The 17647-nt window shown below is 68.4% G+C and carries 12 protein-coding genes and 1 riboswitch; of the genes, 11 read left to right on the top strand and 1 reads right to left on the bottom strand.

Translation table 11 applies throughout. The annotated features are described in order from the left end of the window. The first annotated feature begins 21 nt into the window (after positions 1 to 21). The 9 genes from H566_RS0105880 to H566_RS0105840 all read left to right on the top strand — a co-directional run bounded on the left by H566_RS0105880 (position 22) and on the right by H566_RS0105840 (position 11010). On the top strand, positions 22 to 1059 hold the full coding sequence (locus H566_RS0105880) for a glycosyltransferase family 2 protein (RefSeq protein WP_051378225.1): 1038 nt from the start codon (positions 22 to 24) through the stop codon (positions 1057 to 1059). Continuing rightward, entirely contained in the window at positions 1056 to 2234 is a 1179-nt protein-coding gene (locus H566_RS0105875) for a glycosyltransferase (RefSeq protein ID WP_028310712.1), read from the top strand. The genes H566_RS0105880 and H566_RS0105875 overlap by 4 nt, the downstream gene beginning before the upstream one ends. A 25-nt stretch (positions 2235 to 2259) precedes the next feature. Beyond that, entirely contained in the window at positions 2260 to 2922 is a 663-nt protein-coding gene (locus H566_RS27255) for an acyltransferase (RefSeq protein WP_156924295.1), read from the top strand. 228 nt (positions 2923 to 3150) lie between these two features. Continuing rightward, entirely contained in the window at positions 3151 to 4194 is a 1044-nt protein-coding gene (locus tag H566_RS23205; protein ID WP_084544795.1) for a glycoside hydrolase family 16 protein, read from the top strand. 124 nt (positions 4195 to 4318) lie between these two features. Further along, positions 4319 to 5560 (top strand): O-antigen ligase family protein, encoded by a 1242-nt coding sequence (locus tag H566_RS0105860; protein WP_028310711.1) that lies wholly within the window; start codon positions 4319 to 4321, stop codon positions 5558 to 5560. A 32-nt stretch (positions 5561 to 5592) separates the two neighbouring features. Next, positions 5593 to 6555 (top strand): glycosyltransferase family 2 protein, encoded by a 963-nt coding sequence (locus H566_RS0105855; protein ID WP_028310710.1) that lies wholly within the window; start codon positions 5593 to 5595, stop codon positions 6553 to 6555. Continuing rightward, positions 6552 to 7829, top strand: a complete 1278-nt coding sequence (locus tag H566_RS0105850; RefSeq protein WP_028310709.1) for a lipopolysaccharide biosynthesis protein — start codon at positions 6552 to 6554, stop codon at positions 7827 to 7829. Before H566_RS0105855 ends, H566_RS0105850 begins: the two co-directional genes overlap by 4 nt. Before the next feature lie 149 nt (positions 7830 to 7978). Beyond that, the gene (locus H566_RS0105845) at positions 7979 to 9316 is read left to right on the top strand and encodes a UDP-glucose dehydrogenase family protein (RefSeq protein WP_028310708.1); all 1338 of its coding nucleotides are present in this window, start codon (positions 7979 to 7981) and stop codon (positions 9314 to 9316) included. 182 nt (positions 9317 to 9498) lie between these two features. Then, positions 9499 to 11010: a cellulase family glycosylhydrolase gene (locus H566_RS0105840; RefSeq protein ID WP_169732490.1), complete on the top strand. Its 1512-nt coding sequence runs from the start codon at positions 9499 to 9501 to the stop codon at positions 11008 to 11010. Between the two features lie 123 nt (positions 11011 to 11133). Here the strand turns inward: H566_RS0105840 and H566_RS23200 are convergent, their stop codons facing one another. Continuing rightward, on the bottom strand, positions 11134 to 14157 hold the full coding sequence (locus H566_RS23200; RefSeq protein ID WP_156924294.1) for a cellulase family glycosylhydrolase: 3024 nt from the start codon (positions 14155 to 14157) through the stop codon (positions 11134 to 11136). A 146-nt stretch (positions 14158 to 14303) separates the two neighbouring features. After that, positions 14304 to 14391, bottom strand: a riboswitch (cyclic di-GMP riboswitch). Positions 14392 to 15215: 824 nt separating this feature from the next. Between H566_RS23200 and epsF the strand changes: the two genes are divergently transcribed. Together epsF and H566_RS0105825 are read left to right on the top strand one after the other, a co-directional pair. Next, positions 15216 to 16631: a chain length determinant protein EpsF gene (gene epsF, locus H566_RS23195; RefSeq protein WP_169732489.1), complete on the top strand. Its 1416-nt coding sequence runs from the start codon at positions 15216 to 15218 to the stop codon at positions 16629 to 16631. A gap of 24 nt (positions 16632 to 16655) precedes the next feature. Further along, positions 16656 to 17627 (top strand): polysaccharide biosynthesis tyrosine autokinase, encoded by a 972-nt coding sequence (locus H566_RS0105825; RefSeq protein WP_211238035.1) that lies wholly within the window; start codon positions 16656 to 16658, stop codon positions 17625 to 17627. The last annotated feature ends 20 nt before the right edge of the window (positions 17628 to 17647 follow it).

Here is a 17647-nt window from a genome sequence, read left to right as displayed (position 1 = left end):
ATGACAACAGCCGACACCGCGATGAAGCGATCAATCCTGGTCGTGATTCCCACGCTCAACGAAGCCCGCACCATCGAGGGCGTGATCGCCTCGCTGCTGGCCGATCCGCCGCGCGACGCCCGCCTCGACCTCGTCGTCGCCGACGGCGGCAGCGGCGACGGCACCCAGGCCATCGTCGAGCGCATCGCCGCCGCGCGCGCCAACGTGCGCCTGCTGCACAACCCGCGCCGTCTGCAAAGCGCCGCCGTCAACCTCGCCGCGCGCCAGTTCGGCGCCGGTGCCGAACTGCTCGTGCGCTGCGACGCGCATGCGATCTACCCGACCGGCTTCCTGAGCCGGCTCGTCGAGGCCATCGACCGCACCGGCGCCGACGCGGTCGTCGTCCCGATGGACTCGACCGGCGACCGCTGCGTCCAGCGCGCCGTCGCCTGGGTGTCGGACACCCTCATCGGCTCGGGCGGCTCGGCGCATCGCGGCGGACGCCGCAGCGGCTATGTCGATCACGGCCATCACGCCGCCTTCCGCATGCAGTCCTTTCTGCGCGCCGGCGGCTATGACGAGACCTACACCCACAACGAGGACGCCGAACTCGACTGTCGCCAGCGCGCGCTCGGCTCGCGCATCTGGCTCGATTCCGACATCCGCCTCGCCTATCACCCGCGCGCCACGCTCGGCGCGCTGTGGAAGCAGTACTTCAACTACGGCCGCGGCCGCTCGCGCACGGTGCGGCGGCATCCGGGTTCCTGGCGGCCGCGCCAGCTCGCGGTGCCGGCCAACCTCGCGCTCGGTCTCGTCGCGCTCGCGGTCTCGCCGCTGCTGCCGGCGGCGCTCGTGCTGCCGGGCGCCTATCTCGGCGCGCTGGCCTGGATCTCGGTGTGGATCGCGCTGCGGCAGCGTTCGACCTGCGGCCTGCTGGCCGGACCGGCCGCCTTCGTCATGCACAACGCCTGGGCGCTGGGCTTCTTCAACGGGCTGATCACCGTGCGCGAAAAGCCGTGGTCGGTCGAGGCCGCCGAGCCGCTCGTGCTCGCGCCCGCCACTTCCGGGAGCCGCGCATGACCGCCTCCGGCCAGCTCAAGGTCATCCTCGTCGACCCCTCGCTGTTCACCGCGCCCTACGACGCGGCACTCGGCGCCGGTCTGGTCGAGGCCGGCGTGCGTCCGACCTGGGCCGTGCGCCCGGTGCGCCGCAAGGACCGGCGCGAACTGCCCGCCGCCCAGACCGACGACTTCTTCTATCGCCACACCGACGAGGCCGAGTGGATTCCGCGCAAGCTGCGCCCGGTCGCCAAGGGACTCGCGCACCTCAAGGGACTCGCGCTGCTGTTCGGCCGCGTGCTCGTGCGTCGGCCCGACGTGGTGCACTTCCAGTGGACCGTGGTGCCGCCGCTCGACGTGATCGGCATGTGGCTCATCAGCCGGGTCTGCCCGGTCGTGCTCACGGTGCACGACACCGTGCCGTTCAACGGCGAGCGCATGTCCTTCCTGCAGAACGCCGGTTTCGACCTGCCGATCAGGCTCGCCAGCCGCGTCGTCGTCCATACCCAGGGCGGGCGCCGCAACCTGATCGAGCGCGGCGTGCCCGAGGCCAAGATCGCCGTCATCCCGCACGGTCCGCTCCAGCTGCCGCTGCCGGTGCCGGCGCGCGCCGAAGCCTCGGCCGACCCGCGCTGGACCTTCGTGCTGTTCGGCGAGATCAAGCCCTACAAGGGGCTCGACCTGCTCATCGAAGCGATCGGCCAGCTCCCGCCCGCGCTGCGCGCCAGGGCGAAGGTCATCGTCGCCGGTCGGCCGCGCATGGAGATGGCGCCGCTGCTCGCGCGCATCGCCGAGCTCGGCCTCGGCGACGTGTTCGACCTGCGCCTCGCGCGCCAGTCGGAAGAGGAGATGGCGCTGCTGTTCGGCGCCGCCGACTGCTTCGTCTTCCCCTACCGGCAGATCGACGCGAGCGGCGTGTACTTCCTGGTCAAGTCGCTCGGCAAATGGATGATCGCCAGCCGCGTCGGCATCTTTGCCGAAGACCTGCGTGAGGGCGTCGAGGGCGCGCTGCTGCCCGGCGGCGACGTGCAAGCGCTTGCAGAAGCCATCGCGCATTCCATCGAGCAGCGCCCCGCGCCGCCGGCCGGCAGCGCCGCCGACAAGTGGGCCGACATCGGCCAGCGCACCCGCGCGCTCTACGAGGATGCGCTCGCCCGGCGCGCCGGCCTGCGTCCGGCGCCGCGTCCGCAATCCTGATCTCCTCCCTCACACCGGATTTCCCGTGGCATCCAACAAGGTCCGCCTGCTGCTCGCGCTTGCCGTCTCGGCCATTCCCGTCGGCAAGCTGCGCGCCTTCGCCTATCGCAGCTTCTTCGGCTACCGCATCGGCGCCGGCACGCGCTTCGGGCTCGGCGCCGTCGTGGCCGTCGACGACTTCGAATGCGGCGAGAAGGTCGTGATCGGGCGCAGCACCCGGCTGCTCGGTCCGATGAAGGTCAGCCTCGGCGCGCGCACCTTCATCGGCCGCTGGAACCGCTTCGAATGCACGGCGGTCGCCGCCTCCGACGGCAAGGCTCACATGGGCTATGCGCGCCGGCTCGTGTTCGGCAGCGACTGCCTCGTGCACGAGAACCACTTCTTCGACGTGTACGGCGAGATCAGCGTCGGCGACGGCAGCTGGATCGCCGGGCGCGACAGCCAGTTCTGGACCCACGGCGCCAGCGTGGTCGACCGCGACATCCGCATCGGCCGCAACTGCTATGTCGGCTCGGCCGCGCGCTTCGCGCCGGGCAGCGGCATTGGCGACCGGGTCGTGGTCGGCCTCGGCGCCGTCGTCACCCGCCGCATTGCCGACAGCGACGTGGTCGTCGGCGGACTGCCCGCCAAGGTGTTGCGCACGCGCGAAGCCGGCGGTGACGGCCTCGTCTTCAAGACCTGGGAGTGACCTTTTTCAGATTTTCAGCTTTCCCTCGCGGATCGACTGCTACCGCTGAATTCTTGATGTGCACGGTGTGCATCGAATCCAAAAGAGAAGGATTCCACGTTTTTCATGCAATTCCCTGAGCAGGCTCGGGACGTGTCCTAACCCTCGCTAAGGAGTTTCAGCCGGAAATCGCCCTGTCATTCCGATTACACCGGATTACGCCCTGCGATAGCGTGTGTGGACTCTTTGATGGCCCATGGCCATGACAAAGCCGAATTCCACCCCGAAAAGGATGAACGGATGAATACCGCCCGTCTTTTCGGCAAGCTCGCAGGAACGCTTGCCACCGTTGCCAGCCTGATTGCCTTCTTTCATATCGATGCCGCATGTGCCGCCGATCCTTCATTGATTACTCCGGATACGACCGTCGTGCTTGATGTTCCGACCGGAATTGCCGCGAACGCCTGCGCCGTGCCTTCGAGCACGACCGCGCCGGTACAGCTTCAGCGCAGTTTCCATGATCCCTTCGATACGCTCGTTCTCGATGGAACCGGCTGGTTGCCGCATTACGACGGCGGATACGACCCCGTCGGTCGCCGCTGGCTCGGCTATGAATGGATGGCGAAGCGGACTCTGCTCGGCAATCGTGAAATGGAACTGTATGTCGATGAGGGCTACAAGGGCCGCGCCAGTACGCCGATGCGCAAGAACCCTTTCGTGATCAAGGATGGCGTGCTGCGTATCGTCGCCGAGCCGACCCCGCCTGAGATTCAATCGGCAGCCTATGACTACCCCTATGTCTCGGGCATGCTGCAATCGCGTGGCATGTTTTCGCAGCAATACGGTTATTTCGAGGTGAAGGCAAAAGTTCCGGCGGGTCGTGGACTCTGGCCGGCATTCTGGCTGCTGCCGACCGATCGCAGTTGGCCGCCGGAACTCGACATCATCGAAACGCGCGGCTATGAGCCGACGCTCGCGCTGGGTGCGATCCATTGGACCAATACGGATGGCACGACCAGCCGGTCGGGCTGCCGCACCAATACGCCGACTGCGAATTCCGAATTTCACGTGTACGGCGCGCTCATTACGCCGCAGAAAATCACCTGGTTCATCGATCGCGTTGCCGTGGGCGAAATCGCCACGCCGCCGGGTTTCGACAAGACTTTCTACATGGTCCTCAATCTGGCAGTAGGCGGCAGCTGGCCGGGAACGCCAGACGCCGACACCGTATTCCCGGCCAGTTTTGAAATTGACTGGGTTTCAGTCTATGCCTGGAATAATTCCGTTCAATAACCGACGATACATAGGCAACGACCTCGGTCGTTACCTAACGCCAGATCCCGTCGCTGATCCTGCGGGTGTGAGCAGGCGCACTCGACGCGAAGTCTCCCGCGTCGAGTGGCTGCATATCCTCGTGATGTTCATCGCGCTGGTCCAGTTCAGTGCCGCCTGGCTTTATCCGCCGAAGAAAGGCTTCGGTGGCGTGGAAAACCTGCAGCTCAACAAGCCGGGCGGAGTGCCATTCCAGTATCTGCTGTGGCTCTCGATTCTCGGAATGATTGCACGTGAATTGGCCGTCAATTCATCGGAGCGCCTGGTCACCGTGCTTAAGCCGATACTGCCGCTGGCCGCGATCGGCATGATTTCCACATTGATCGGCTTTGATCCAGCCACGTCGTTCCGGATGTACTTCCTGTGGTTCGCGATGCTGTCCTGCGCGACGGTCATTGGCATTGTCGTGAGTTCCGACAATGCCGAGCTGGCATTGCTGACCTGCTTCGCCATTCTGGTCGGGCTGAGTCTTTTCGTCGTGGTGGCCATTCCCGAAATCGGGACTCAGGCGGATCGTGACGCACGCGCGTGGCGTGGTCTGTTCATCGGGAAAAACATTTTCGGCTGGTTTGGCTCGATCGGTCTGGTGGTGGGACTCGGATTTGTCCGGCCCGGGCGGCGATTGCTCGGATATGGCCTTGCCGTGGGCGGTGCGCTGTGCGTTCTCGGTTCCGGTTCCAAGGGAGCACTCGTGATGGCATTGTCCGGTGCGGGCTATCGCCTGTTGCTGCCACTGCTCGCATCGCGTTTCAAGGCCGATCTCGCATTTGTCATCCTGCTTATTTCATTTCTGCTGTCGGCATTGGCGAGTCAGGTACTGATGCCATTCGTGCTGGAGGCGCTCGGACGTGATCCCAGTCTGACCGGTCGTACCGATATCTGGGCTGCCTATTTCGAAAGCATGTTGCGCAGTCCCTGGATCGGAAGCGGCCCCGGTGCATATACCGGCATGTCTCCCTTCACGGCCGTGCTGGCTGCCAGGCTGATTGCATTTGGCGCGATCCTGACTCCGCACAACATGTATCTCGGCGCCTTCGGAGATTCGGGCGGGATCGGATTGCTCGTGTATGTGATCACCCTCGGCTATTTCGTGTTCGTTGTGCCGCTCCGGTCCCCGACCCGGTCGGGTTACACCTGCGCCTCGATAGGTTTTCTGGTGATGATCGCGGGCTTCGTCGAAACGCATGAAATATTCAACGCAGGAATCGGCGGGTATTGCCTGATGCTGACCTACTCGATGACGGTGAGTGCGGCAAGGCACGCGCATGACAATCGCATTACCCAAGTGGCCGATGCCGCGACCGGTGGCAATTCGGCCGGAATTTGACAGCCCCTGATCCCGGGGCGGGAGAGACATGAATGGAAGCCGTCAGCAATTCGGCCAGCCTGTCGGGCGTGGGCATCGGGTTCTGCACCTACAAGCGCAAGGCCGGCATGGTGCGGCTGCTCGACCACCTCGCCATCGCGGCCAAGGCGCTGCCGGCGCCGCCCGTGATCATCGTGGTGGACAACGACGGCAATGACCCGAGCGTGGGCGAAGCCGCGGCGGTGTTCGCGGCCCGGTCGGGCATCACCGTGCGCTATCTGATCGAGCGCCAGCCCGGCATCTCGGCGGCGCGCAACGCCGTCTTCGGCGAGGCCGACCGGCTGGGCGTGCGCTATCTGGCGATGATCGACGACGATGAATGGCCCTCGCCCGAATGGCTGGCCGAGCTGATCCGCGTCAGCGTCGACCAGAAGGCGGTGGTGGTTGGCGGCCCGGTGCGCCCGGTTTTTCCCGATTCGGCCGCGCATCTGCGCAAGTGGGCGCGCTACTGGTCGGTGGACAAGCAGCTGCTGCTCGGCAAGCCCTTCGTGTTCTGCACCTGCAACTTCCTGCTCGACATGCAGCGGCTCACCGCCGAGCCGCGTCCCTTCTTCGACGAGGCCTTCGGCCTGTCGGGCGGGGGTGACACGGTGTTCTTCCGCAAGCTCTTCTTCCGTGGCCATCCGATGGCCTGGGCCGACGGCGCGCTCGTGTACGAGGAGGTGCCGCAGTCGCGCGCCTCGCTCAAGTGGATGCGCCAGCGCCGTTTCCGCGTCGGCAACCATGCCGTGCGCTGGGAGACGCTCGACGGCGGCAAGGTGCGCAGCTTCGCCAAGACGCTCGGCCTGACCGCGCGCCTGCTGTGCTACCCGCTCTACAACCGCGAACCCGACTCGCGCCTGCTCGGCTGGCTGCTCGAGCTCGACAAGGTGCGAGGGCGCTTCGCCTCGCATTTCGGCGATGTGTTCGTCGAGTACGCGCGGCCGCAGCAACCCGGCGAGAAGGCCTGCCGATGAGCGACGGCGTCACGGCCGCCGCGCGTCCGTCGCTCTGGCGCGAGCTGGAACGGCGCTTCCGCGTCGCCACCTTCATCACCACGATGGTGCCGACGATGGGCGCGCTCGCGCTCCAGTTCGTCACCTTCGCGATCACGGCGCGTGGCCTCGGCATCGAGCAGTTCGGCCGCTACACGGCGGTGCTGGCGATCGTCGGCATCGCGGTCGAGCTGGTGGGGCTCGGCGGCGGCGACCTCGTGGTGCGGGCGGTGTCGCGTGACCGGACAGCCTTCGGACGCTACTTCGCGAAGATGCTCTTCCTCATCGCGGTGACATTGCCGCTCGTGATCGGCGGCGGCGTGCTGCTCGCGCTCGGGCCGATGCAGCTCGACATGGCGCCGCTCAGCCTCGCGTTGGCGCTGTTCGCCGAGGTGCTGGTCGCGCGCATCTCGGCCTCGCTCGAACTCGTCATGGTGGCCCACGGCGACACGGCGCGCGCCGGCTGGCTGCGCGTGTCGGTGGTGGTGGTGCGGCTGGCGCTTGCCTTCGGCTTCTTCGCGCTGGCCGATCTGCACGACCTCGACGAATGGATCCTGGCCGTGCTCGCGCAAGCGCTTGCAGTGTCGGCCATCTGCATCGCCGTGGGCGTGCGCTGCTATGGCGCGCCGCGCTGGGAAAGGCTCGGCGACGAGGCCGGTTCGGGCGCCGCCTTCTGCCTGAACCAGACCGCGCGCGCCTCGCAGGGGAACATGGACCGCGTGGTGCTCTCGCGCTTCGCCGACGAGGCGGCACTCGGCGCCTACGGCGCGGCATCGCGCATCTTGCAGCTCGGGCTGTTTCCGATCCAGGTCGTTACACGAATTCTTTACCCGAAGTTTTTTCAGAAGGGCGCGGACGGTATCGGCGCTAGCCTGAAGTTCGCGCTGAAGACCGCGCCGGCGCTGGCGCTGGTGGGTGCGCTGTCGGGCGCCGGTGTCGCGCTGGCCGCGATGCTCGCGCCGGTGGTGCTCGGCAAGGTCTTTGCAGGTGCGACGGACACGGCGGGAAGGCTCGCGATCGCGATGCCCTTCATCGCCTTGCAGTACCCGGCGGCGGACGCGCTGACCGGCGCGGGCATGCAGAGCCTGCGCGCGGTCATCTACGGCGTGTCGGCGGTCGGCTTCGGTTTCCTGATGGTCTTCGGCGCCCGTCTCGGCGGCGTCGAGGGCCTGATCTGGGCCTTCATCGGGGGCCATGCCACCGTGGCGCTCGCACTGTGGCTGACGGCCTTCGTGCAATGGCGCAGGGGCCGCTGAACCAGATACAGAGCGGTACTGGCCGAGCGAACGGCCGGTGACCGGAGGAGACAGTTCGCATCACCGGCGCCCCACGCAGGGTGCCGGGACCCAGTTTCGATGCCCACTCGCGTGGTGCTCACGTTTTCTTGGCTTATGGAGAGCTTCCAATGAAAGTCACGGTGATTGGCACGGGCTACGTCGGCCTGGTGACCGGCGCATGTCTTGCCGAAATGGGCAACCACGTCCTTTGCCTGGACGTCGACCAGCGCAAGATCGACATCCTCAACTCGGGCGGCATCCCGATCCACGAGCCGGGGCTTCAGGAGGTGGTGCGCCGCAACGCCGCCGCCGGCCGCCTCGAGTTCACGACCGACATCGCGCATTCGGTCGCCCACGGCACGCTGCAATTCATCGCCGTCGGCACGCCGCCCGATGAAGACGGCTCGGCCGACCTGCAATACGTGCTCGCCGCCGCGCGCAACATCGGCCGCCTGATGACCGACTACAAGGTCGTCATTGACAAGAGCACGGTGCCCGTCGGCACGGCCGACAAGGTCAAGGCCGCGATCGCCGAGGAACTCGCCGCGCGCGGTGTCGATCTCGAATACTCGGTCGCGTCCAACCCCGAGTTCCTCAAGGAAGGCGCGGCGGTCAACGACTTCATGCGCCCGGACCGCGTCGTCGTCGGCGTCGAAGATGAACGCGCGGTGCTCCTTCTGAAGGCGCTCTACCAGCCCTTCACGCGCAACCGCGAGCGTCTGCTGGTCATGGACGTGCGCAGCGCCGAATTCACCAAGTACGCCGCCAACGCGATGCTCGCCACCCGCATCTCGTTCATGAACGAACTGTCGCGTCTGGCCGAGCGCCTCGGCGCGGACATCGAGCTGGTGCGCGTGGGCATCGGCTCCGATCCGCGCATCGGCACGAGCTTCCTGTACGCCGGCGCCGGCTACGGCGGTTCCTGCTTCCCGAAGGACGTTAAGGCGCTGGTGCGCACCTCGGCCGAAACGGGTCTGCCCGCCGTGCTGCTCAACGCGGTCGAGCAGGTGAACGACGAGCAGAAGCTCGTGCTGGTCGACAAGCTGGTCAAGCGCTACGGCGAGAACCTGAACGGCAAGACCTTCGCGCTGTGGGGCCTGGCCTTCAAGCCGAACACCGACGACATGCGCGAAGCCCCGAGCCGCGTGCTGATCGCCGAGCTGCTCAAGCGCGGCGCGTCGGTCAAGGCCTACGACCCGGTCGCGACGGAAGAAGCCAAGCGCGTGCTGGTCGATGCCGAGGGCAACACGCTCGCCGGCCTGAGCTTCGTCGAGGCGGCCAATGACGCGCTCGAAGGCGCGAACGGCCTCGTGATCGTGACCGAGTGGAAGGAATTCCGCTCCCCCGACTTCGACACGCTCGCCGCGACGCTCAAGGACAAGATCGTCTTCGACGGCCGCAACCTGTACGAGCCGGCGCTGGTGCGCGCCTCGGGCCTGGAGTACCACTCGATCGGCCGCCAGTAAGCGGCGCTACCGGCCCGCGCCCGGCGCGGGCCAGGCGCAAGACAAGCGGGACGATCCGCCGCAAGGCCGGTCGTCCCGTTTTTCATTTCGGCGGTAACCGGAACTTGCGGTGCGGCTTTGCGAAGGGAATGCGTGCAAAGAATGGTCCGGCGGCGCACACCGAGCGCCGGCAAGGAATGCCGATGAAGCTCTTCCGTCTTCCCCTTCCGTCCGCCGAGGCACGCCAGGCCTGCGGCATGCCCGGCGGCGCCGTCTGGCACCGGACCGCTTCGCCGCGCATGGTTTCGGGCCGGATTGTCCCGACTCGCCTGCCGTTGGCGCGGCTTGCCGTCCTCGTGCTGTCGCTGCTGCTGGCGGGGCCGGTCGCGGCCTTCCAGTTCGGTGTCGTCGCGCCGCCGCCGGGCGTCGGCAAGGAGGAGGTGTCGGTCGCGCAGATGCGTGATGCCGGCGCCAACACCCTGCGCGCCGGCGTGCCCTGGGGCAATGTCGAGCCGGAGCCGGGCCGCTTCGTGGTGTCGGCCCAGCTCGCGTCGGTCGACAAGCTGGTGGACGCGGCGCGCGCCGCCGGCCTGCGCCCGCTGATCCTGCTCTGCTATGGCAGCCGCTTCGCCACCGCCGACAGCCTGTACGACGGCTCGGAGGAAAGCCGCAAGGCCTTCGCGCGCTACGCCGACTGGGTCGTGCGCCATTTCGGCGACCGCGTCGATCAGTACGAGGTCTGGAACGAATGGAACGCCGGCATGGGCTCGCAGCGCCAGCCGCGTCCGAAGGGCGATCCGGCCGCCTATGTCGAGCTGCTCAAGGTCGCGCATGCGGCGATCAAGGCCGCCAATCCCAAGGCGACGGTCGTCGCCGGTTCGGTCGCGGGCGTCGATCTGCCGTGGGTGGACGGCTTTCTCAAGGCCGGCGGCGCGCAGTACATGGGCGCCTTCTCGGTCCATCCCTACATGCTGTTCTCGCCGCGCCCGACGCCCGAGCGCGCGCTCGAAGTGCTCGACCAGATGCATGAGCGCATCGCCGCCGCCGTGCCCGACCGCGACATTCCGGTGTACGTGACCGAGATCGGCTGGCCCACCAACACGGGCCGCTTCGGCGTGAGCGAGGACGTCGCGGCCGACTATCTCGCGCGCTTCGCGCTGCTGGCGCGCACGCGGCCGTGGATCGGCGGCATCTGGTGGTACAGCCTCGTCGACCTTGGCGACAACGCCGAGGACAAGGAGCATCGCTTCGGACTGCTGCACCGCGACGGCTCGCCCAAGCCAGCGCGCGAGCAGTTCGCAGCGCTGGCCGAGTTCATGAAGCGCGGCCAGGGCTTCCGCGCCGAGACGCTCGCCGATTCGACCTATGCCGTGACCGGCAAGCTCGGCGGCAGCGACTGGCTCATGGCCTGGAAGGACCCCGGCCCCGGGGCACCGAAGGCGGCGGGCAGTGCGGCACCGGCGGCCGATGCCGGCAAGGCGTCGGCCCAGGGCGCGCCGGCCACCTCCTCCGACGCGCCCGGCCGGGCCCGCGCCCAGGCCGCCATGGGCGAGTCCGATGCCCGGCCGACGGGCCAGTCCCGCGCCGCGAAGGCCGCGCCCGCCGCCGATCTCGCGGCGGTGCCGACCCTGCTCGGCGGCGCCGACGACACGCGCCGGCCGCTGGTATGGAAGCGCAGCGGCGATGGCTGGGCGCCGGCTGACCGGCCGCGCTGAGGAAGCCGCATTTCCCGTGCTTCTTCTCGCTTCGGCAATGCCGCCCGGTCGATGCCGTGCGGTGTCGCCGGCGAGGCATCCGCTTCCTGGCCGGGCGGGGCCGGTCAGGCCCCGCCCGGCGGCTTACTTCACCACCCGCACGTACACCGGCCCGTCCACCTCCTGGAAGGTCCAGCTGCGCAGGCTCGTGCCGTTGACCGTCGCCACCGTCGAGCCCAGCGCCGCGCCGTTCATGTCGGTCGCGCTCGCGTTCCAGCCCGAGGGCAGGCTGAAGCTCAGCGGCATGTCGCCGTGGGTGCTCCACACCACGTAGATGTCATCGCTCGTGCCTTGGAGCTTGAGCGCGTGCATGCCGATCGGCACCTCGTCCACGAGGCCGCCGTGCACATGGCCGGCCGCCTTGGCCAGCAGCGTGCGCACCGCCTGCATCGCCGGCTTCTCGCTGCCGTCGGCAAGCAGCAGGCCGTAGTTGTTCTCGGGGTCGCTCAGGTCGGTCGCGTAGTTGAACAGCGAGTAGTGGACGAACAGCGGGATGCCCAGCGTCCATTGCGTGAGCATCTGCCGCACCGAGTACACGGCCTGCCATTGCGCGAAGCCGGTGGTCGGCAGGCGGTCGGTCGAGTAGCCCCATTCGGTGTTCCACATCGGCAGCGTCCGGCCCAGGGTGCGCTGGCTCAGCGTCTCGGCGCGCAACCAGTCCGACACCAGCGTCTCGGGTTCCGAGCCGATCGTGCGATAGCCATGCATCGCCACCGCGCTCGCGCCGTCGGCATCACCGCCAGAGAGCATCTGCACGAGAAAGTCCTTGCCCCACCAGCCGCTGATGCCGCCGGTGGTGACGGGCACGTCGGCATCGACCGCGCGGATCGCCGCCAGCGCGCCGCGCGCCACGCGGTTGAACTCGTCCGCCGTGCCGGCCCAGAACTTGGCGGTGTCGGGTTCGTTCCAGATTTCCCATTGCACCTTGCGGCCGGCATAGCGCGCGGCGGCGGCCCTGGCATAGCGCGCGAAAGCGGCGGCGCCGTCGGCGGTGCGCACGTCGTACAGCGGGTTGCCGTAGCTGAGCGTGAACAGCACCGTCAGGCCGCGCGCCTCGGCGGCGGCCAGGTACTTGTCCATCAGGCTCCAGTCGTACACGCCGGCGGTCTTCTCGATCCAGCTCCAGAACATCGGCGAGCGCAGCGTGGTGAAGCCGGCGGCGGCCGCCTTGTCGAGCCCGGCCAGCGCGGTCGGCAGGACCGACGGGTTCACGGCCAGGCCGGCGTGCCTGCCGAGCGTGTCGTTGGTCACGAGCGGTGGCAGCAGCGCCGAGTCGGCCGAGAGCGTGAAGCCGGTCTTGGCGATCGTGGACAGCCTCAGGTCGTCCACCGCCACCGTGCCGCTCGCGGGCTTGCTGAGCGCGTCACCGACGATGAGCGCGACCGACTTGACCGCGCCGCTGATCTTTCCGCTGTTGGCGCCGCCCCAGTAGAGGCTGGGCGCGCCGGTCAGATCGACCTCGAGCGTGAACCAGCGATCGGGGTCGGCCGCCTCCAGCGGACGCTGCACCTTGTAGTCGAGCATCTGGCCGCTGGTGTCGCCGATGCGCACCGTCAGGCCTACGTCGCCCGCGAGCTTGACGCGTGCGCGCAGCCAGCTCGCGCCCGAGACCGTCTGCGCCAGCGGCAGCGTCGCCACCACGTAGGAACCGCAGGTGCTGCCGACGCAGCTCAGGCTGTAGTTGAAGCCGAGCGCGCGCGTGCCGTCGGCCGGGTTGGTGATCGAGGCCAGGCTGCCGCTGGCCCCCGTGCCCGGGCTCCAGAAGCTCCACGGCGCCACGGTGCTGCGGTCGTTGAAGTTGTCGAGCGAGACCATCGTGCCGCCGTCGAGCGTGACCGAGGTGTCGGGCACGGTCGGCAGCAGCTTCACCTCGTCCACCGACAGCGTGCCGCTCACGGCGGTGCTGCCGGCGCGCTCGGCCATCACCGCCACCGAGGTGATGGCGCCGCTCGGTTTGCCGGTATTGACGCCGCCCCACCAGAGCGCGGGCTTGGCCAGGTCGACGACGGCGCGCCACCACACGGCCGGGTCGTAGCCCGCGTTCGGGCGCACGGTCGTGTACTGGAGGGTCTGGCCGCTCTGGTCGGTCACGCGCACGGTCAGGTTCACTTCCGACTCGGAGCGGGTCTGGAAGGTGAGCGCCGCCGCGCCGCTCACCGCGCGGTAGAGCGGCAGCGTCGCCTGCACGTACTTGCCGCAGGTTCCGCCGGGGCAGGTCAGGTCGTAGTCCAGCCCCAGGCCGCGCCCCGTGCTGCCCGTGGCCGAGGCGACCGCGCCGGCCGCGCCGCTGCCCGGCGTGTAGAAGGTCCAGGGCGCGGCCACGGCGCGGTTCTCGAAATCGTCCACCACGAGGCCGCTGCCGACCGCCACCGGCCCGAGGTTCTCCACCACCGACAGCAGCCTCAGGCTGTCGATCGAGACCGTCCCGCTCGCGGGCCAGCTCGCTGCATTGGCCACCGCCACCACCTGCCTGATGCCGGTCTGGATCACGCCGTTGTTCGCGCCGCCCCACCATTGCGCGGGCTTGGCCAGGTCGATGTCGGTCTGGAACCAGGTGCTCGCGTCATAGCCCTCGGGCGGGCGGGTGACGTTGTAGGCCAGGGTCTGGCCCGAGGCATCGACCACGCGCACCGATAGCTTCGCCGACGCCGGCGAGCGCGACACGAAGCGCAGCGACTTTGCGCCGCTCACGGTGCTGGGGAGGTTGCGCGTCGCCGTCACGTACTGGCCGCAGCCCGTCGCCGTGCTGGCGCAGCTGAAGCTGTAGCCGAGGCCGAGCGCATTCGCGCTGCCATTGCCCGCGACGATGGCGAGCGAGCCTGCCGAGCCGCTCGGTGCCCAGAAGGTCCAGGGGCTGACGCTCGTGCGGTCGTCGAAGTCGTCGATCGTGGCGACCAGATTGGCCTCGACCGCCTGCGGCCGGGCCAGCGCCGCGTTGAGCTGGGTCGCGCCGTCGGCGCCGCCGCCACCGCCGCCACAGGCCGAGAGCGCCGCTGCCATCAGCGCGGCCAGCAGGGAAGTCCGGAACAGCGGCGGGTGCGCGGCGGAAAGGTTGACGGCCGAGATGCTGGGGCGGGCCGGATGCCGGGGTTGGACTGCTGTTGCCATGCTTGCTCCGAGACTGCGAATACGCTGGCTGGGCAGGCAGACGCGCGGAGCAAACGGCGAATGGCGGGAATGGCGAAACGTCGGCCAAATGAATCCCCTGCCAATTGACGCAATTCGGGCGGCAAGGGTCCAGATACGACACGAGATTTGGCGGTTCCGCTGCCATGGGGGTGAATCCCTTTAGGCCGGTGACTTTGCGTCTTTCGCCTTTCGACGAAGTTGCCTTTTCAGTTCTGCGCGCTGCTGTGCTTTCAGGAAAGGGTTGAAAACGCCTCGTTTATAAGGCGGCGCTTTTTCGCTTGAAGCGATGGACTGGCGGGTGAAATCGGCCCAATTCTAATCAGATGTAACCGGCTTGACGCAAGACAAGGTGTGCGTCAGGAAATTGCGTGTCCTACAGGGAAGAGGCGCGAAAAAGCCGCTGCAAATGGCGTGTAGGAAAATAGGAGTCGTAATCGGAATTGCCGGTGATTCCGGATGTAGGACTCGGCATCACATATTCGAATGGCTTTGGGTCCGCGGGCGTGAGGAGCTCTGCTGGCAAATTGCGTGAGAAAAATCACGGAAATTGCCTTGTGGATTCGTCAGTCGGGATGCGGGGCCGCTCGTCGCCGCCGGGATCGGTGGCATTGCGCAAATCCCGATCGGCTGCTGCCGGTCGGCCGCTTTTCCGGGGCAAGCGGTGCGCGGACGTCGTGCATTTGCATCGCGCCCTGGTCGCCGATTCGTCTCGACATGGCCGTCGGTGCAATGTCGGCAATCGCGTGCACCGGGGCGTCGCGGCAAATGATTGATGTCGTCCGGCATTTGGCCGGGCCTTGATTTGCCGTCGTGACGGCGGCAATGCGGGGTGCGGGGGCGAATTGCCAATCCGCTGCCGCAGCGCAGCACCTGTAACAGCAAGTGCCCGCCCGGACCCGCTCCCTAGAATCGTTTGGCAATTCCGACGCGAATGCCGCCGGTGCCCGCCGTTATCCCCGGCATTCGGCGCCATTTGTCCTACACGCCGTGTGCGCAACTCCGCCCTGGCCACGGGAGAAAACAGACCCATGATGTCGATGCAGCAGCTATTCGCGATATTTGCCGCTCGCCGCCACGGCATGGCGGCCGTGCTCGGCACGACGCTCCTGCTGGGCGTGCTGGTGGTCTGGCTCATGCCCGAGCGCTACAAGGCCACGGCCCAGGTGCTCATCGAGCTGAAGTCGCCCAGCGTGGTCAGCAGCAGCGTGGTGGTGGCCAATCAGACCGTGCCGTCCTACATCGCCACGCAGATGGACGTCATCAACAGCACGCGCGTCGCGCTGCGGGTGGTCGACCAGCTCCGGCTGGCCGAACAGCCGGCCTGGAAGGCGCGCTGGCAGGACGAGGCCGACGGACTGGGCGAGCTGCGCAGCTTCATCGCGCACAAGCTCCAGGACGCGGTCGATGCCCGGCCCTCGCGCGACAGCAACGTGGTGTCGATCGTCGCCCGGGCGCACTCGCCCGAGCTGTCGGCGGCGATCGCCAACGGCTTCGCGCGCGCCTATGTCGAAACCAATCTCGACCTGCGCGTCGATCCGGCGCGGCGCTACTCCGACTGGCTGGAGGAGCGCAGCGCCGGCCTGCGCACGCGGCTGGAGGAGGCCCAGGCGCGGCTGTCGGCCTACCAGCGCAAGCACGGCATCGTGAATGCCGACGACCGCATGGACATCGAGAACGCGCGGCTGCAGGAACTCTCGGCCCAGCTCACGGCGGTGCAGGCCCAGCAGGCCGAATCGGCCTCGCGCAACGCCCGGCGCGGCGACGGCGACGCGCTGCCCGAGGCGATCCAGAGCCCGCTGGTGCAGAACCTGCGCCTCGAACTGGCGCGCAAGCAGGGCCTGCTCGACGACCTGCGCGAGAGGTACGGCGCGCGGCATCCCGAGGTGCGCAGCGCCGAGTCCGAAGTGGCCAGCCTGCGCCGTCAGCTCGACGGCGAGGTTCGCCGCGTGGCCTCGGGCCTCGGCTCGTCCGACCAGACCAATGCCCAGCGCGTGGCGGCGGCGCAATCGGCGCTCGATGCGCAGAAGGCCCGCGTGCTCGCGCTCATGGCCAGCCGCGACGAGATGCAGGTGCTGCTGCGCGACGTGCAGGCGGCCCAGCGCGCGCTCGACACCGTGGCCACCGCGCAATCGCAGAGCGAACTCGAAGGCAGCGCCCAGGCCACGAACGTGTCGGTGCTGGCGCCGGCCGAGGTGCCGATCGAACCCTCGGCCCCGCGCCCGGCGCTGTGGCTCGCCATTGCCTTCGCGCTCGGCGTGGCGCTCGCCATCGCGTGGGCGCTGTACCGCGAGTCGCGCCAGCGGCCGGTGCATTCCGTGCGCGACGTGTACGAGCACCTCGGCCTGCCGGTGCTCGGCCAGGTCATGGTCGGGCCGGCGCTGGCCGCGCCGACGCCCACGCGGCCGAGGCTCGGTCGCGGCGCGCGCCGATCGCTGTTCAACACCTCGCCCTGATGGCGGAAAGGGAACGCGATGTCCGTGATCCATCCTGAAGCAGAACTGCGCGGCCTCGGTGCCGCGTCCCGGGGTCCGAGGCTGCGCGGCCTGCGCGCCGGCAAGGACGATGTGCTCGACGTGGGCAGCGGCAATGGCAGCGGCGCGCGCTCGGCCGCGCCGCGCAGCCTCGGCAGCATCCTGGTCGAGTCGGGCGCGATGAGCGCCGCCGATGTCAACCGCGTGCTGGAGGTGCAGCGCGAAAGCGGCATGCGCTTCGGCGAGATCGCGGTCGGCCTGCAACTGCTCACGCACGAGCAGCTCGAAGCCGCGCTGGCCGAGCAATACCGCTATCCCTATCTCACGCCCGGTCATTCGGGCGTGAGTCCGATGGTCGTGATGGCCTGGCAACCCTTCGGCCGTCAGGCCGAGGCACTGCGCGCGCTGCGCACCCAGCTCGCGATGCAATGGCTGCACCGCGACGAGGGCACGCGCAGCCTCGCGGTCACGAGCCTCGACGCTGGCGACGGCCGCAGCTGGATCGCGGCCAATCTCGCGGTGGCCTTCTCCCAGCTCGGCGAACGCACGCTGCTCATCGATGCCGACCTGCGCCGGCCGGTGCAGCACTCGCTGTTCGACGTGGACAGCGGCGTCGGCCTGTCGGGCCTGCTGCTCGGCAAGTCGGGCGCGGGCGCGATCCAGCCGGTGCGCGCGCTGCCCAACCTGTCGCTACTGCCGGCCGGCGCGGTGCCGCCCAATCCCCAGGAGCTGCTCACGAGCCGCGCCTTCGGCCGCCTGCTCGACGAGCTGGCCCTGAGCCATGACGCGATCGTGCTCGACACGCCGCCGGCCGGCGAATTTGCCGACGCCCAGGTGATCGCCAGCTCGACCTCGGCCACGCTGGTCGTCATGCGCCAGCACCGCAGCGAGCTGCGCCGGCTCGAGGAGCTCAAGCAGCAGCTCGAACGCGCGGGCGGGCAGATCGTGGGCGGGGTGCTTGCCGAGGGCATGCGCTAGGCGCGCCGCGAGGCCCGGCC

Origin of the sequence: Derxia gummosa DSM 723, from assembly GCF_000482785.1 — a bacterium.
GTDB classification, from domain to species: Bacteria; Pseudomonadota; Gammaproteobacteria; order Burkholderiales; family Burkholderiaceae_E; genus Derxia; species Derxia gummosa.
The sequence above is the reverse complement of the archived record's forward strand: the minus strand, read 5'-3'. Positions and strand labels throughout refer to the sequence as shown.

Bases quoted from the DNA above. Each gene is read 5' to 3' on its own strand.
- H566_RS0105875 (WP_028310712.1), top strand. From the start codon at position 1,056: ATGACCGCCTCCGGCCAGCTCAAGGTCATCCTCGTCGACCCCTCGCTG.
- H566_RS0105840 (WP_169732490.1), top strand. From the start codon at position 9,499: ATGAAGCTCTTCCGTCTTCCCCTTCCGTCCGCCGAGGCACGCCAGGCC.
- H566_RS0105845 (WP_028310708.1), top strand. From the start codon at position 7,979: ATGAAAGTCACGGTGATTGGCACGGGCTACGTCGGCCTGGTGACCGGC.
- H566_RS0105880 (WP_051378225.1), top strand. From the start codon at position 22: ATGAAGCGATCAATCCTGGTCGTGATTCCCACGCTCAACGAAGCCCGC.
- H566_RS0105860 (WP_028310711.1), top strand. From the start codon at position 4,319: ATGTTCATCGCGCTGGTCCAGTTCAGTGCCGCCTGGCTTTATCCGCCG.
- H566_RS23205 (WP_084544795.1), top strand. From the start codon at position 3,151: ATGGCCCATGGCCATGACAAAGCCGAATTCCACCCCGAAAAGGATGAA.
- H566_RS0105850 (WP_028310709.1), top strand. From the start codon at position 6,552: ATGAGCGACGGCGTCACGGCCGCCGCGCGTCCGTCGCTCTGGCGCGAG.
- H566_RS0105855 (WP_028310710.1), top strand. From the start codon at position 5,593: ATGGAAGCCGTCAGCAATTCGGCCAGCCTGTCGGGCGTGGGCATCGGG.
- H566_RS23200 (WP_156924294.1), bottom strand. From the start codon at position 14,157: ATGGCAACAGCAGTCCAACCCCGGCATCCGGCCCGCCCCAGCATCTCG.
- epsF (WP_169732489.1), top strand. From the start codon at position 15,216: ATGCAGCAGCTATTCGCGATATTTGCCGCTCGCCGCCACGGCATGGCG.